Annotated in this window: 12 protein-coding genes; 10 read left to right on the top strand and 2 right to left on the bottom strand. The window is 43.8% G+C overall.

The genetic code is table 11. From position 1 onward, the window contains the following. Position 1: 1 nt before the first annotated feature. The gene (locus KQH97_RS05425; RefSeq protein WP_117877532.1) at positions 2–370 is read right to left on the bottom strand and encodes an MmcQ/YjbR family DNA-binding protein; all 369 of its coding nucleotides are present in this window, start codon (positions 368–370) and stop codon (positions 2–4) included. Positions 371–589: 219 nt separating this feature from the next. Next, a complete protein-coding gene (locus KQH97_RS05430; RefSeq protein ID WP_216553238.1) occupies positions 590–2,041 on the bottom strand; it encodes a S1C family serine protease in 1,452 nt (483 codons plus the stop codon). An 810-nt stretch (positions 2,042–2,851) separates the two neighbouring features. On the opposite strand from KQH97_RS05430, the gene KQH97_RS05435 reads away from it, so the two are divergent. The 10 genes from KQH97_RS05435 to KQH97_RS05480 all read left to right on the top strand — a co-directional run bounded on the left by KQH97_RS05435 (position 2,852) and on the right by KQH97_RS05480 (position 16,375). Beyond that, the gene (locus KQH97_RS05435; protein ID WP_117896617.1) at positions 2,852–3,529 is read left to right on the top strand and encodes an ABC transporter ATP-binding protein; all 678 of its coding nucleotides are present in this window, start codon (positions 2,852–2,854) and stop codon (positions 3,527–3,529) included. Next, positions 3,522–4,469 (top strand): ATP-binding cassette domain-containing protein, encoded by a 948-nt coding sequence (locus KQH97_RS05440; protein WP_243128088.1) that lies wholly within the window; start codon positions 3,522–3,524, stop codon positions 4,467–4,469. Before KQH97_RS05435 ends, KQH97_RS05440 begins: the two co-directional genes overlap by 8 nt. Before the next feature lie 131 nt (positions 4,470–4,600). Beyond that, on the top strand, positions 4,601–7,567 hold the full coding sequence (locus KQH97_RS05445) for an extracellular solute-binding protein (protein WP_367614657.1): 2,967 nt from the start codon (positions 4,601–4,603) through the stop codon (positions 7,565–7,567). 17 nt (positions 7,568–7,584) lie between these two features. Continuing rightward, positions 7,585–8,523, top strand: coding sequence for a carbohydrate ABC transporter permease (locus KQH97_RS05450; protein WP_022287235.1), 939 nt, complete (start codon positions 7,585–7,587; stop codon positions 8,521–8,523). 18 nt (positions 8,524–8,541) lie between these two features. Next, the gene (locus tag KQH97_RS05455) at positions 8,542–9,444 is read left to right on the top strand and encodes a carbohydrate ABC transporter permease (protein ID WP_022287236.1); all 903 of its coding nucleotides are present in this window, start codon (positions 8,542–8,544) and stop codon (positions 9,442–9,444) included. 41 nt (positions 9,445–9,485) lie between these two features. After that, positions 9,486–11,096 (top strand): tetratricopeptide repeat protein, encoded by a 1,611-nt coding sequence (locus tag KQH97_RS08875; protein ID WP_216553241.1) that lies wholly within the window; start codon positions 9,486–9,488, stop codon positions 11,094–11,096. A 1-nt stretch (position 11,097) separates the two neighbouring features. Beyond that, positions 11,098–11,727, top strand: a complete 630-nt coding sequence (locus KQH97_RS05465) for a Yip1 family protein (protein WP_117927915.1) — start codon at positions 11,098–11,100, stop codon at positions 11,725–11,727. A 26-nt stretch (positions 11,728–11,753) separates the two neighbouring features. After that, the gene (locus tag KQH97_RS05470) at positions 11,754–14,231 is read left to right on the top strand and encodes a DUF5696 domain-containing protein (protein ID WP_216553244.1); all 2,478 of its coding nucleotides are present in this window, start codon (positions 11,754–11,756) and stop codon (positions 14,229–14,231) included. After that, a complete protein-coding gene (locus KQH97_RS05475; RefSeq protein WP_242988937.1) occupies positions 14,231–15,313 on the top strand; it encodes a carbohydrate ABC transporter permease in 1,083 nt (360 codons plus the stop codon). The genes KQH97_RS05470 and KQH97_RS05475 overlap by 1 nt, the downstream gene beginning before the upstream one ends. Before the next feature lie 12 nt (positions 15,314–15,325). Beyond that, the gene (locus KQH97_RS05480) at positions 15,326–16,375 is read left to right on the top strand and encodes a carbohydrate ABC transporter permease (RefSeq protein ID WP_117856911.1); all 1,050 of its coding nucleotides are present in this window, start codon (positions 15,326–15,328) and stop codon (positions 16,373–16,375) included. Positions 16,376–16,430 lie beyond the last annotated feature (55 nt).

Here is a 16,430-nt window from a genome sequence, read left to right on the forward strand (position 1 = left end):
TTTATAAAGCTTCCTTTCGCTTTTTGGTTTTCTTTTTATCTTTACTCTTTGTAAGCTCAAAGCTTCTGAGGGTAAGATCTTCTATCTCCTCTGTTGGCACGTCGCTGTCGAGATACAATGTTATCCAGTGGACCTTGTTCATGTGATAAGCTTCCGTCACGCCCTTGTAGATATCCCTGTAAAACAGCACTTCTTCGGGTTTTAGCTTTAAGTTTACTATCCACCTGTCATTGTGGAGCATCAAAAGCCCGAACCACTTTTTCGTGTCCCAGTGGCGCAGTGCAGTGGTCTGAAAGTCCTCGTTGAAAGGCTGGTCATATGTCGCACCTGCAATAGAGCCGCAAAAGTCAAGATATTCTTCTTTTGTCATAAAATCACCGACCTTTGCAAAATAAAGAAGTGTACTCGTTTAAGGCAATACCGTCAGGCAGGCCTTGTGCGGTGTTGCCTTAATAGTATACCTTATTATAATAACACTGCTTTGACCCTCTGTCAAGAAGAAAGTCAAGAAAAAAGCTGTCCCGATCTCTCGGAACAGCTCTTTCCCTGAAGTAAAAGAATATGAAAAATATGAAGAAAGCTTTGTTATTTAGAAACCATAGCCGTAGTCGTATCCGCCAAGACCGTTTCCATAGTAGCCGTTGTAGCCGTCGTTGTTATTGTTATTGTTGTTCTGGTCATTGTCATTTGACTCAGAAGTGTCCTCTGTGGACTCGCCGAGAACAACGTCAACATTTATCATTTTCTTGTTTCTGTATATAGTAAGCTGAACAGTGTCACCGACTTTGCACTTGTTCTTTATCTCATTCAGCTCGCTGATGTTTGATATAACAGTTCCATTTATGCCTATAACGATATCATTTTCCTGAATACCAGCCTTTTCAGAGCCGCTTCCCTCAGTAACGCTCTTTACAAGGAAGCCCTGTGGGATACCGTAGTATGATGAATATGCGCTTGTGATGTCTGTGCCTGAAATTCCAAGGCTAGGTCTGCCTGTAACGTAACCGTTCTTCATAAGATCCTCAACAATAGGGAGCGCCTCGTCGATAGGGATAGCGAAACCAAGTCCTTCGCCCACAGATGATGATACCTTTGCAGAGGTGATGCCTATTACCTGACCATATGCGTTGATGAGCGGTCCGCCTGAGTTACCGCTGTTGATAGAAGCGTCTGTCTGGATAAGATTCATTGTCCTGTCCTCAACAGTGAGCGTTCTGTCTGTTGCGGAGATTATACCTGCTGTTACAGAGTTTGCAAGTGAGAAGCCAAGTGGGTTGCCTATTACGATAGAAGCTTCACCTACCTGAAGATCTGCAGATGTGCCGAATTCAGCGGCTGTAAGTCCCTTTGCGTCTATCTTCAAAACTGCAATATCAGTCTGAGTGTCTTTGCCTACAAGGGTAGCTGTGTATGTGAGGTTGTCCTCATCGTCATCAGAGCTGCTGTCAGAGCTTGATTTGCTGTCATCTGATTTGCTTGAAGTATCGTTGTAGCTGTCAGGAAGCACAACTGAAATAGACTGTGCACCGTCAACAACGTGTGCGTTGGTTACGATGTAGCCGTCCTCGCTCATTACGATACCTGAACCTGTTGCAGTGCCGTTTGAAAGGATACAGGAGATGCCTACAACAGAAGGTGACACCTTCTTTACTATCTCAGGGATAGTCAGTGCGTCGGACGGAGTTGAGAGCTGCTGGATAGTTGGCAGATTTGAACGGTCAACAGTGCTTTTTGCACTGTTTGATGAGCTGTCGTCCTTTGAAACAACGGTGCCGTTGTTTGAAGAACCTACAGCGTTCTTTCCTGTAACAAGATTGTAGCCTACAATGGAAGTAGTTCCGATAGCTGCAACGCAAAGCACTGCAATAATGCCTGAAAGCACCTTCTTGCCCTTTGACTTTTTCTTATTAGGATTGTATGTGAACTCATTCACGCTGCCTGCCTGAGCTTGATATTGATTATATCCGCTTTGCTGTGTATAGCTATTCTCAAAATTGCTATTATTGTTATCATTGAAGTTGTTGTTTCTGTATTCATTCATGATGAAAACCTCCTGGTATGTCAGCGGCGTGAGCCGTGGTAATCAATTTTAACCGCCCCTTGTGGGGCTTTCTTGTTTCGTTATCTAATATTATACTTGTTTATGTGAAAACTGTATGATAAATAGGACAATGTTTAATGTTTTTTACGGGAATATTGCGTCATATTGCAGGCTTATTTCTTTCACATTTGGCTTTTTTTATAGGTTCAAATTGCACAAATGCCTTTTTGTATAGTTTTTTTTGCCTCCTTTTACATAATGTTAAGAACAGTTTTGCTTTTGCATATTTTAAATAAATATATCAAATGTTTTTTGTGCATATCGGTAGAAAATTTTCGGATTTTATTCTTTAAAATGTAAAATTATTATTAATTGAAAACTGAAATCTTGACGGTTACAGAGTTTTCAACCTTTTTTGACAAGATTTATTGCGAAATGCACAAAAAATGATTTTATAGTTTGTTTAAGGTGACTAAATCCTCCGCAAGCCTCGTTTTTATGTTATCTTAAACGTTTAATATCCTTGACAAAATACAGAGAAATTGATATAATTAAGATTAGCTAAATAAGCCCATTTTGGCATTTTACATAAAATTGTGGGCTGATTTGCATAATTTATTGCCCGAAATTTGAACATATTGTACAAGAAATACAATATGTTGTGGTCGTTGTGTGCTTCTGACACGATATGTGAATAATGCACAAATATTTTAACCTTTGTTTGAGTATATTACATAGGTCAAAATGACCAATACAGTGGATGAGATGAGGGCGATGATCCTGTTTGATGTGATAAAGGAGCCATGCGGTATGGACACTATACTTTCAACTGAAGATCTGTGCCGTGACTTTAAGATCGGCGACGGAAGCGTTGTGAATGCGCTGAAAAATATCAACATTGAAATAGAAAAGGGCAAGCTGACGATCCTTAGAGGACGTTCAGGAAGCGGAAAGACTACTCTTATCAATATTCTTGGAGCGCTTGACAAGCCAACAAAGGGCAAGGTCATGTTTGGCGGACGGGATATTACAAGGCTTTCTGAAAGAGCCAGAGATGATATACGGCGGTATAAAATGGCGTTCGTGTTCCAATCTGTGGCACTCATGTCGGGAATGACCGCTTATGAAAACGTTGACTTTGGTCTAAGACTTGCGAAATATCCATATGAAGAAAGGGATAAGCGCACAAGGGAATGTCTGCGAAGCGTGGGACTTGAAAAGCGAATGTTCCACCGACCTGGGGAAATGTCCGGTGGTGAACAGCAGCGAGTTGCTATAGCAAGAGCTATCGCACATAAGCCTGACATAATTTTTGCGGACGAGCCTACTGCCGAGCTTGATACGGCAACTGCGCTCCACGTTGTAAAGCTTTTTAAAGAGCTGGTGGCGAGAGATGAGATGACAATTATAATGACCACTCACGACCCCAGCATGATAGATATAGCCGATAAGGTATATACATTAGAGGACGGTGAGATAGTTGAGTGATGAACTTGATACTATTGTAGCTGCCGACAATGATAAATATATGATACGGTGTGAAAATCTGGTGAAGATCTACAAAACTTCTGATGTTGAGGTGGTGGCGCTCCAAGGACTTGACCTGGATGTGGAGCGTGGAGAACTCATGGCAATCGTCGGAAACTCAGGAAGTGGTAAATCGACGCTGCTCAATATGCTTGGAGGACTTGATAAGCCTTCGGCGGGAAACCTTTATGTGGACGGTAAGGACCTTCTGAAGTTTACTGATAAGGATTATATGGAGTATAAAAGGAACACCGTAGGCTTTGTGTGGCAGAATAATGCAAGAAATCTTGTGCCGTATCTTACGGCTGTGCAGAATGTCGAGCTTCCTATGCTGCTTAACGGCGAGCATAAAAGACGGCAGAAAGCACTGGAGCTGCTTGACAGAGTGGGACTGCTGAAAAGAAAAAACAGCAGGCTCGACCAGATGTCGGGAGGCGAACAGCAAAGAGTTGCAATAGCTATTGCATTGGCAAACGATCCGAGATTACTGTTGGCTGATGAACCTACAGGCTCGGTGGATACAAAGACTTCCAATATGATACTTGATATATTCAAGGAGCTTAATAAAGATGAGAAGATCACTATAGTGATCGTTACCCATGACCTTAAGCTTGCCAATCATATCGACAGAGTGGTGGCTATCAGAGACGGAAGAACAAGCTCTGAGATCGTAAGAAAGCGTTCTTATGTGGAGGAGCTTAATGAAATGGGAGATATCGTGCTGGTTGAGAACAGCGAGGAAACGGCTCATGAAGAGCTTATCGTCCTCGACAGATCCGGACGGCTGCAGCTCCCGAAGGACTTTATGGACGCTCTTGAGATAAAAGGCGGCGATAAGGTCAAGGTCGAACTTGATGAGAACGGCGAAAAGCTTGTGCTGTTCAGATCGGGGGGGACGTAAGCTTTATTTTCTTTATTTCCCGTGGGGGATCACATAATGAAGAGGTTCTATACTATTTATATTAGAATGTAATTAAGTAGGCTTGATTCTCGCAAAACCAAAAGCAATTTATTTAGAAAGGTGGATTCATAGTGAAAGACACAATGTTTAGGCGTGTTATTGCTTCCGCATTGGCACTTGCTCTGTGTGCAAGCGCATCAGTTCCAGCATTTGCAGACAGTGAAGCGGCGGACGACAGCACTCTAGGCACGCAGGCAACTGCTGATGATTCTGCAACAGGCGACGGAAGCTCCGCTGCCACGACGGGTACCGATTCGATCCGTCAGACTTCTTATACTAACTATGTAAAGAAGTATGCCGACGCTGCAAGACCTGACCAGACAGTCGAGGTCTTGGGAAAGGATTACGATCCTGCTTCAGTAACAGACGCTCAGATCACTGTAACTACAGTAGATGGAGAGAACGACGTTATGCAGTGGGCAAATCAGGAGGGTTCAGTTTCCTGGACGGTGAACATTCCTGAAACAGGCGTCTACAATATCAAGATGATATATGAGGCACTTGAAAGCAACACAAACGACGTTGAGTTTTCGCTGCTTATCGACGGCGAAAGCCCATATGCAACAGCGTCAAGAATCACGCTGAGCAAGAGATGGATCAACGAATCTGAGATCAAACAGGATTCAAGACAGAACGATATCCGTCCTGGACAGATATCGACTCCATGCTGGCAGGAAACTCCTCTGGAGGACATCGACGGACTTTTTAACGAGCCGTTGGAGTTCTATATGGAGGCGGGCGAACATACGATAACATTTGAATCTGAAAAGGCTGAGTTTGCTGTCAAGAGCTTTACTTTCTATCAGTATGAAGCACCTGCTGCCTACACAGCACCATCAGACAGCGATCTGACACAGGCTCAGGGACAGAAGATCACTCTTGAGGGTGAAACTGCTGCCTACAAGTCATCAAGAACTCTTTATCCTACATCAGATAAGAGCTCTTATCTCACATCTAGCGCAAACGGCTCAAGCCCTACTAAAACAAGATATAATACTATTGGTTCAGGAAGCTGGTCGCAGTCAACTCAGACAGTAACATGGGAGTTCAATGTTGACAAGGCTGGCTACTATAAGATAGGTATAAGAGGCAGACAGGATCAGATGAGAGGTATGTACTCCAACAGACGTCTTTATGTCAATGGCGAAGTACCTTGCCTTGAAGCTAATCAGATAAAGTTCTACTACGATACAGACTGGAGCATCACAACGCCAAAGTCTGAAAATGGCGACGATCTTTATTTCTACCTCCAGGCAGGCACAAACACTATTTCTCTGGAAGCAGTTCCTGGTGAGATCGGTGAGATCATGGGCAATCTGGACGAGCTTGTTTATAACATAAACAGCTACTACAGACAGATCAGACAGATCACAGGTCCTGATCCTGATGAATACAACAACTACATGATCGACACAGCTATCCCTTCTATCGTTCCTGATTTCAAGGAATATGCTCAGACATTGAGAGATAAGAAGGCTGAGATCGAGAAGCTTTCAGGTTCAGGCGGAACTGAGGCTGAAACTCTTGAGAAAATGGCTATCGTTCTTGATAAGTGTATAAAGAAGCCTGACCTTATCCCTGAGATGATGTCACAGATCAAGGATAACATCACATCGGTTTCTTCTTTCGTAAACCAGTATCGTGAGCAGCCTCTTGAAGTTGATATGATCGAGGTAGTTACTTCCGATCAGGATTTCACTTCATGTGACAAGTCATTCTTTGGATCACTTGGCTTCGGCTTCAAGGGTTTTATCGGTTCTTTCTTCGAGGATTATAACGCATTGTCTGAAGAAGACGAAAGTGCTATGGAGTGCTGGGTAATGCTCGGTCGTGATAACGCCGAGGCTCTTCAGCAGCTCATTTCAAGTGAATACAATCCAACAGCTAAAACAAAGATCAATCTTAAGCTCGTTCAGGGTGGTATCGTTGAGGCTACATTCGCAGGCAAGGGTCCTGACCTCGCTCTCTTCATGGGCGGCGACTTCCCTATCCAGCTTGCAGCCCGTGGCGTTCTTACAGATCTCACCACATTCAGCGACTTTGACGAGGTAAAGACACGTTTTGCAGACGACGCTACTGTTCTTTATCAGTACAACGGAGGTACATACGGTCTTCCATGTGACCAGTCCTTCCCGATGCTGTTCTATCGTTCTGATATCCTCAGCGAGTACGATATCGACCCAGCAACAGATCTTAATACTTGGGACGGACTTCTTAACTGTCTGCCAACACTTCAGAGAAACTACCTTGAAGTTGGTCTTATCCTCCCTGTAATGACAAGTACAGGCGGAACAACTCAGGTATCTGCTATCACAGAGCCTGGTAACACATTCGCTATGCTCCTTCTCCAGCAGGGACTTAACTACTATAACGAAGAGCAGACAAAGACAACATTTGATACTCAGGAGGCTGTAAACGCTTTCGATACTTGGACAAAGTTCTATACAACATACAGCTTCCAGCAGACTTATGACGCATTCACACGTTTCAGAACAGGTGATATGCCGGTAGTTATCCAGAACTACACATTCTACAACCAGCTTTCTGTAGCCGCTCCTGAGATCAAGGGCTGCTGGGGATTCCAGCCGGTTCCTGGTACTGTTCAGGAAGACGGAACTATCAACCACGCAGCAAACTCCAATGGTTCAGGTGCTATTATCTTCACAAAGGCAGCAGATCAGGAGGGCGCTTGGGACTTCATCAAGTGGTTCACCTCAACTGACGCTCAGGTCAAGTACGGTAACAACATCGAGTCTATCCTTGGTACAATGGGTAGATATGCAACAGCTAACGAAGAAGCTCTTCAGCAGTTGTCTTGGACAACTTCAGAAGTAAATCTTCTTCTTGACCAGCTTAATTCACAGGTAGAGATCCCGATCATTCCTGCATCTTACGGTGTAACAAGAAACGTTATGAACGCATTCAGAGCTGTAGTTAATGACTACGACAACGCTCGTGATACACTGTTCTGGTACAATAAGGATATCAACGACGAGATCACTCGTAAGCTTGAAGATCTTGGTCTGTACGACAATTAATGAAAGGGGAGTAACTAATGGCCAAAACCAATCCTGAAGCGCCTATGATAAAACAGGGCAAGTGGAAGTACACATGGCACATGATGAAAACCAACAAGGCTTGCTATGCAATGCTCCTGCCTTTCATGTCTTTGTTCATTATCTTCACGGTAGTGCCTGTCGTAATGTCGCTGCCAATGGGCTTTACAAACTTTAACATGATCGAAACTCCTAAGTTCGTAGGACTTTCAAATTTCTATACGCTGTTCCTTAACGACGACGTATTCCTTATCGCAGTAAGAAACACTCTTATCTTTGCGATATTCACAGGACCGTTCTCTTATATCCTCAGCTTTATCATCGCTTGGCTGATAAACGAGATGAACGCATTCCTCAAAACATTCTTCACATTCGTGTTCTATGCACCTTCTATGACAACTTCCGTATATGTTACCTGGCAGCTTATCCTGTCAGGTGACTCCTACGGTTACCTGAACGCTGTGCTTATCGATCTGGGTATCCTGAACGAACCTGCACAGTGGCTCACAGATACAAACTATATCCTTACAGTTGTTATCATCGTTCAGCTTTGGATGTCAATGGGTGCAGGCTTCCTTGCTATCCGTGCAGGCTTCCAGAACATTGATAAGTCAATGTACGAAGCAGGTGCTATCGAGGGTATCAAGAACAGATGGCAGGAGCTTTTCTACATCACTATCCCTTCAATGGGACCACAGCTTCTGTTCGCTGCCGTTATTCAGATCTCAGCATCGTTCACAGTCGGCGTTGTTGGTCAGAACCTCGTAGGTCTGCCTTCAACAGACTATGCAGCTCACACGATCATGAACCACGCAACAGACTATGGTAACATCCGTTACGAAATGGGTTATGCGTCAGCAATATGTTTCGTATTGTTCGCTGCAATGCTCCTTGCCAATAAGGGTATCAACTGGCTCTTAGGCAAGTATCTTGACTAAAGGAGGGGAGTATATAAAATGGCTAGAAAAAGAAAAAAGCAGCAGTCTATTGAAAAGCTGAAGGTCAAAGAGAAAAAGGCGAGAGTCAATGGTTCTCTTGGCGGAGATATAGTTATTTTCGTATTCCTCTGTCTCCTTGGTGCATTCATGGTGTTCCCGCTGTATTACTCAGTTATCCAGTCTATGAAGCCTGTTGAGGAGCTGTTCGTGTTCCCTCCAAAGCTTTATGTACTGAATCCGACTACCAACAACTTCTCAGATATGTTCAAGGTAGCCGCAAGCTCATGGCAGGTACCGCTGTCAAGATATATCTTCAACAGCTTCTTTATTACAATAGTAATTTGTATCTGCAACCTTTTCGTTTGCTGCTGCGCAGCATTCGTTCTTGCAAAGTGTAAATTCCCAGGAAACAAGGTCATTAACCAGATCATCGTTATTGCCCTCCTGTTCTCCTCAAATGCAACATGGATCATGCAGTTCCTCGTAATGGCTAAGCTCCATATGATCGATACATACTGGGCATTGATCCTCCCAAGCATTTCAACATCAATGGGTCTTTACCTCATGCGTCAGAGCATGACAACCATCCACGACTCCATGGTGGAAGCGGCTAAGGTGGACGGCGCAGGTCTGTTCAGGATCTGTTGGCAGATCGTCGTTCCAAACTCAAAGCCAGCCTTGATGACACTTATCATCTTCGCTTTCCAGGGAGCATGGAACATTCAGGGCGGAGCACTTATCTACTCCGAGCAGCTCAAAACACTACCTACAGTTGTACAGCAGATCACAGCAGCAGGTCTTGCTCGTCAGGGCGTTACATTTGCCGCAGCAGTTGTACTTCTGATACCACCACTGATCGTATTCCTTGTAGCTCAGGGCAACGTCATGGAAACAATGGCTAACTCAGGTATGAAGGATTAATTTGAACTTAGATTATAGAAAAGGAAAAAAGGTGATAAGTAGTGTCGAGAAATAAAATCTCTCTAAAACGAATGATCTCTGCGGCACTTGCAGCAGGTCTGGCGCTGACCATGACCGTGACTGCTTTCGCAGATGAGCCTTATACAGCCTATAACTACGACTATTGGGACGATGCGATCCCATCGCAGAGTGCCTACCGTGTAGAAAAGACTGTAACAGGTGCAGATATGGGTCTTGACAGGCTTTCAAATCCGAGCGACCCGCTTTATATAAGCGATGACGCTCCTGCAAAGCTCTCAGATGCAAAAGACCTCTTTTACGATCAGGACAACGATACTTTCTGGGTGTGCGATTCAGGCAACAACAGAATACTCCGTCTTGATACTGATCTTAAGGTAACAGGCTGTTATACCGGATTCACAGGCTCTACAGAAATATCTGTAGGCGAGGACGGAAGATCGACCTTCCTTAATCCTAACGGCATATATGTCAAAAAGAGCATCTTTGATGATAAGCTTTATGTTTACATCGCAGATACAGACAATTCAAGGGCTGTTAAATGCACTGTTGAGTCAGGCACAGAAATGACTCTGGTGCAGGAATACACAAAGCCTGACACAAAGCTTTATGATTCCGAAACATTCAACCCTTCAAAGATACTTGCAGATAAGGCAGAGAACATCTACGTTGTTTGTAAGTCAGTAAACACAGGTTCTGTTCAGTTCAATAAGGACGGCGAATTTCAGGGCTTCTACGGTGCTAACCGTGTTGAAGTAACCGCCGCTGTCATTGCTCAGAAGCTGTGGAGAAAGATCGCTTCAAACGAGCAGATCTCAGCAATGACAAGAAACGTTCCGGTCGAGTATGCAAACTTCGATATCGACGCAGACGGATTTATCTATACTGTAACTGAGGCTGCAAATACTACGACCGACGCTGTTAAAAAGCTTAACCCAGCAGGTTATAACATCTGGGATAACGCAGTCGGCGACAAGTATTCATTCGGTGACGTTTCATCTGAGTACGATTCAACAACAAACAAAACTTATAAGTGCAGACTTACAGATATCTGCGTTTCTGACAACGGAACAATAAATGTTCTTGACTATGAAAACGGCAGAGTGTTCCAGTATGACAAGCTTTGCAACCTCCTTTGCATCTTTGGTACAAAGAACTCCACCTCCGATCAGGCAGGAAGCTTCCTTGGACCAAACGCTATCGAGGCAAGAGGCAACGAGGTCTATATCCTTGACGGAACAAAGAACGATATCACAGTTTATACCGAAACAACTTTCGGTAATGTCGTTCACAGAGCAGTTCTCCTCTATGACGAGGGTAGATACTCAGACGCAAGAGCTGACTGGGAAGAAGTTATAAAGAGAGACGGCGGCTATGCAATGGCTTATGTCGGACTTGGTAAGGCTTGCCTTAACGACGGCGAGTATATGAAGGCTCTGGATTACTTCAAAACAGCTTACGATCAGGACGACTACGATAAGGCATTCAAATATGCAAGAGAAGAATGGCTCAGAGATAACTTCACAGTGATAATGATAGTTATTATCGTTTTGATCGCTCTGCTCATCGTAAAAGCAGTTCTTAAGAAAAAGGGCATAAAGCTCATCAAGCGCAAAAAGAAGGAGGGAAACTGATATGTATGAATTTACTCCAGTAGGTTGGCTCAAGCATTGCGTTTTCCACCCTGTTGAGGGCTTTGAAGACCTTAGGTGGAAAAAGCAGGGTTCTATAAAGATCTCTATGATAATAGTTCTCTTCCTCTTTATTGCAATGGTCGTTGACAGACAGCTCACAGGCTTCCAGTTCAATGACAGCTACGTTAAAGTATTCAATGTTGTTCCGCTTATCGTTCAGTCTGTAGTTTACTTCTTCACATGGGTACTCGGCAACTGGGCAATATGCACACTTCTCGACGGTGAAGGTACACTTAAAAAGATCTGCATCTATTCTGCATATTCTCTTGTTCCTTACATCGTTTGCACATTTATCGCAGTGATCTTCTCAAACGTTCTGGTACAGGACGAGTCGATCTGGATCACAGCAATCCAGTATCTTGGCATCGGCTGGTCTGTTATCCTTATGGTGCAGGCAATGAGAGCCGTTCACCAGTATTCATTCGGAAAAACACTTGCTTCAATTATTGGTACGATCGTCGCAATGCTTCTTATATTGTTCCTTGCGATACTTCTCCTTTCATTGTTCCAGCAGGTATATGTATTCGGTTACTCAGTTTATACTGAGATCATGTACAGGATCAGAGGCTAAAACAGAAACGGTGGTGTAAATAATAAATGCATAACAAAAGTTACAAGAAAGCAGTTGTCTTTGCTATCTGCCTTACAATGCTGATGCCTCTGGGGTCAATGGTGGTTTCTTCCACTGACGAGAGTTCAAGCCAGGCTGATTCAAGCGCCGCAGTAAAGGATACTGACAGCAGTGTCGATTCAGCGGCTGATGATACAAGCTCAGCTGACGCTTCCGACGCAGCAGCTACTGCCGATGAAAGCAGCGATGAAGCTGCTGAAGACTCAGCAGCCGATGAGAAAACAACTACTACAGCAAGCAAGGACGACGAGGTTCAGCCTATAACTGACGAAGAAGCTCTTGCAATGTGCGAAAAGATAACAGAGAACGACAAGATAGCTCTTTATCTTGACGAAGAAAACGAAAGACTTTGTCTTTATGTAAAGGCTTCAGGTAAGTATTGGTGGACTTCGCCTATAAATGTTCAGGCTGACCAGACAATTATCGACACAGTTAAGGGCACAGCAATGAAAAATGCCCAGAGAAAGCAGATCGCTGCAAGTGCCGCTATCAGAGTCGGTGACCTCAGACAGGAAAAGAGAACAGAGTCCCCTGCTCCGGTTTACTCCAACAAGGCAAAAGTAAAATGGGAGAAAAATTCAGACGGCGTTGTTGCTACATATAACTACGTTTCTGATGGTGTGAAGCTCAAGATACACTATGTTCTTGAGGACGATAACCTTTATGTTTACTGCGATTCAGATGAGATCGAGGAGAAAAACACTTCTCAGGTAGACGGAAAGGTGCTTACAAAGATCGAGTTCTGCCCTAACTTCGGCGCTGCTGATTCAACTGCGACAGGCTATATGATAGTTCCTGACGGAAGCGGTGCTGTAATAAACTATAACAACGGCAAGACCGAGTACGCTGACTATAATCAGCAGGTATTCGGCAGAGATTATACAGCCGTTCCAATAACAGCTCCAAGAACCACTCAGCAGGCTTATATGCCGGTCCTTGCAACAGTAAGCGGTTCATCCGGACTTGTTTGCGTTGCTTCTGACGGTGAGTCAAACGTTTATGCTCACGCTCAGGTATGCGGACAGGAAAAGCAGGCTTACAACACTTGTTACTTCGAGTTTGAAACAAGAAGCTCTGACTCATTCTTCATGAGCGGTGATAACTCAAACAAGATCACAGTGTTCGAGAAGAACGGAATAAAGACTGAGAGATTTGGAGTTCGTTATTATCCTGTTGATTCAGACAACGGCGAGGATCTTAACTACGCCGACTGCGCTGAGGTCTACAGAAACTACCTTATCAATAATAAGGGTCTTACAGCTAAGGCTCAGGCAAATAAGAGCGATCTTTACGTTGACCTTTATGGCGGCGTTATGAAGGATACTTCTATTCTCGGTATCCCATTCAATCTTAAAACAGAGATCACTGGCTTCGATCAGGCTTCCGACATACTTGATATCCTCAAGGACGGCGGAGTTGACAACATAACTGTCAACTATAACGATTGGACAAATGACTCTATCAAGAACAAGATATCCACAGAGGTATCTCCGTCCGGCAAGCTTGGTGGTTCAAGCGCATTTGATAAGCTTATCTCAAAGGACGATAATATGAAGATCGTTCCTTCAATGAACAACTTCCAGATGGACAGCGGTTCATGGGGATATATGACTCTTACAAGCACAGCTATCAGAGTTTCAAATGCTTATTCAAGACAGTCATCATACAGCCCAGCCTTCGGTGTTGCAGAAAAGGGAGTTTCACCTGCTCTGCTCACACCAAACAAGTACTCGAATGTGTTCACAGAAATGCTCGAGAGCTATACTGATGAAAAGCTCACTTCTATCGGCTTCGGTGATTATTCAACAAAGCTTGTTTCTGACTATTCAAAGAAGGAGCCTTCAAGCAGAAGCAAGACCATGAATACTATCGTTGACGGCTATAAGAGTGCGAGCGAGAAGATCAGTACAGTATTCGCAGACGGTGCGAACTCTTACGTTCTCCCATATGTAACAAACGTTTCAAACGTTCCTGTTTACTCCAGTGGATTCAACGTAACAGATTTCGATATCCCGTTCTATCAGATGGTCATTCACGGATATGTTGATTACGCTTCAACACCTATCAATAAGAGCTCAAATTCAGATGAAACATTCCTGCTTTCACTGGCTTCAGGCTCGCAGATACACTATGATATGACATACGCTGACGCTGATACGCTTCAGGATACAGAATATGACGACCTGTATTATTCAAACTATGCAGGCTGGACAGATCTTGCGGCTAATCAGTACAAAAAGGTAAGCAGCATACTTTCAGGCGTTTCAGATTATACGATCACAAAGTATGAGCTGAGCGATGACAAGAACGTTCTTACCACAACTTATTCAAAGGACGGAGCTTCAGACGTTGTTATCAGTGTTGATAAGAAGAACGCAACAGCTACCGTAGGCACAGAGGTCTATGACCTTGCAGATTGTATAGAAGGAGGTTTGACAGAATAATGAGCGAAGAGATCAAAAACACTCCTGAAGAGATCGAGGCTGTTAAGGCTGAGGATCTTGAAGATACAGTCGAAAAGGAAAATGACGCTGAGGCTGTTATAGAAGAAATTTCAACAGAGGAGATAATCGCAGAAGAGCCTGCCGCTGAGGCAGTCGCTCCTGCACCTGTGATGAAGGAAAAGAAGCACAGACTTTCTTATGAAAAAAGAAAAGGACTTTACGGCTACGGATTTATAGCGATCTGGGCGCTGGGTACTATCTACTTCTTTATCCTGCCTCTTATAGAATCTCTCATTTACTCATTCAACAAAACTGAGGTAACTCAGGGCGGAATGAAAATGTCCTTTATCGGTTGGAAAAACTATGTAAATGCTTTCCGTAAGGATCAGGATTATTCCAAGGCTCTGGTAGCAATGATCGAGAATACGGTTTTGAGAACTCCTCTTATCCTCATATTCTCTATCTTTATCGCAGTTATCCTTAATCAGAAATTCAAGGGAAGAACATTCGCAAGATCAGTATTCTTCCTCCCTGTTATCATCGCTACAGGTCCTGTTATCGACATCATCAACGGTAACATGAGCACAGGCGGATACGCAGGCGGATCTGAGCAGTTCAGCTCAATGTTCGAGGCTGACCTCGTTGACCAGTTGCTGAACTTCCTCGGTATCTACAACATCAGTGATAAGCTCACTATGATGATAAACTCGCTGACCACCGACATCCTGAACCTTGTATGGAATTCAGGTATCCAGATACTTCTGGTGCTTTCAGCACTTCAGGGTATCCCGCTCTCAGCTAAGGAAGCAGCCCAGATCGAGGGTGCAACTTCATGGGAGTTCTTCTGGAAAGTCACAATTCCTTATATCAGCCCAATGATACTTTCAAGCGTGGTTTATACAATCGTTGACTCATTCGTTGATCCACAGAACGAAGTTATGACGATCGTTCTTAACAAGGCAAGCAACTGGGAGCATGGCTACTCAGCGGCAATGGCTTGGGCATACTTCCTTATCGTAGCAGTATTCCTTGCACTTGTCGTAGCACTTGTTAATAAGTTCGTTTACTATGAAGTAGAATAAGGGGGGATTTAAGTGGCAACTAAAAAAGAAGAAAAAGAGTTCGAAAAAGAACGAAAGGCTGCTATTAAAGCCCGTTATAAGAAGATGAAAGAGGAGGGTCTTGAGAAATATCTCACCCCTGAGCAGATCAGCTATAACAGAAGAAGAAGAGCTATCGGAATGGTTTGGCCGTTCTTCAGATTCCTTATCCTGTTTGGTCTGTGCTTCGTAATCCTCTATCCACTGATATTCATGCTTTCAACTGCGTTCAGACCAAATGAGCAGATGAACGACCCATCAGTAGTTTGGATCCCTAAGAGCTTCACACTTGATAACATCAAGGACGTTTGGGGAGTAATGAAGTTTGAAGATACTGTTGTAAACACAGTTATCCTTAACCTCGTGGCCTCTGTCCTTCAGGTTATCACCTGCTCTATCACAGGCTACGGCTTCGCTAGATTTAAGTTTAAAGGTAAGGGAATCCTGTTCGGTATCGTTGTTCTTATGATCATCGTACCTCCACAGATCACAACTATCCCACTTTACCTCCAGTATGCTTACTTCAAGCCAGAGTGGCTCGCTAAGGTATTCACACTTGGCAAATCAACATCGCTTATCAACAGCGGTTGGACAATGTATCTTCCTGCATTGTTTGCAAACGGACTCCGTGCAGGTCTGTTTATCTTCATCTTCCGTCAGTTCTTCAGAGGACTTCCTAAGGAGCTTGAAGACGCTGCATACCTCGACGGCTGCAGCCCACTGAAAACATTCCTTGTTATCATGTGTCCTAACGCAAAGTCATCGTTCCTGACAGTATTCCTGTTCTCTATCGTTTGGTATTGGAACGACTACTATGTATCATCATCATTCTTCACACAGAACGACACTGTTGCTCTTATGCTGAAGAACCTGAATACAAACCTGACTCAGCAGCTCTTCGACGGTCAGGCGGTATCTGTAAGACAGATAATCGTATGGCTTGAAGCAGGTTGTCTGCTTTCTATCACACCTATCCTTATCATGTATGTATTCCTTCAGAGATACTTTATCGAGGGTGTTGAAAGATCAGGTCTTGCAAACTAATTTGCAAATATGCTTATCAAAAGTCCTGCACTTCGGTGCGGGACTTTTTTTGCGT

Source organism: Ruminococcus sp. MSJ-25 (assembly GCF_018917825.1).
GTDB lineage: Bacteria > Bacillota > Clostridia > Oscillospirales > Ruminococcaceae > Hominimerdicola > Hominimerdicola aceti.

Bases quoted from the DNA above. Each gene is read 5' to 3' on its own strand.
- KQH97_RS05450 (WP_022287235.1), top strand. From the start codon at position 7,585: ATGGCCAAAACCAATCCTGAAGCGCCTATGATAAAACAGGGCAAGTGG.
- KQH97_RS05435 (WP_117896617.1), top strand. From the start codon at position 2,852: ATGGACACTATACTTTCAACTGAAGATCTGTGCCGTGACTTTAAGATC.
- KQH97_RS05475 (WP_242988937.1), top strand. From the start codon at position 14,231: ATGAGCGAAGAGATCAAAAACACTCCTGAAGAGATCGAGGCTGTTAAG.
- KQH97_RS05470 (WP_216553244.1), top strand. From the start codon at position 11,754: ATGCATAACAAAAGTTACAAGAAAGCAGTTGTCTTTGCTATCTGCCTT.
- KQH97_RS05425 (WP_117877532.1), bottom strand. From the start codon at position 370: ATGACAAAAGAAGAATATCTTGACTTTTGCGGCTCTATTGCAGGTGCG.
- KQH97_RS05465 (WP_117927915.1), top strand. From the start codon at position 11,098: ATGTATGAATTTACTCCAGTAGGTTGGCTCAAGCATTGCGTTTTCCAC.
- KQH97_RS05430 (WP_216553238.1), bottom strand. From the start codon at position 2,041: ATGAATGAATACAGAAACAACAACTTCAATGATAACAATAATAGCAAT.
- KQH97_RS05455 (WP_022287236.1), top strand. From the start codon at position 8,542: ATGGCTAGAAAAAGAAAAAAGCAGCAGTCTATTGAAAAGCTGAAGGTC.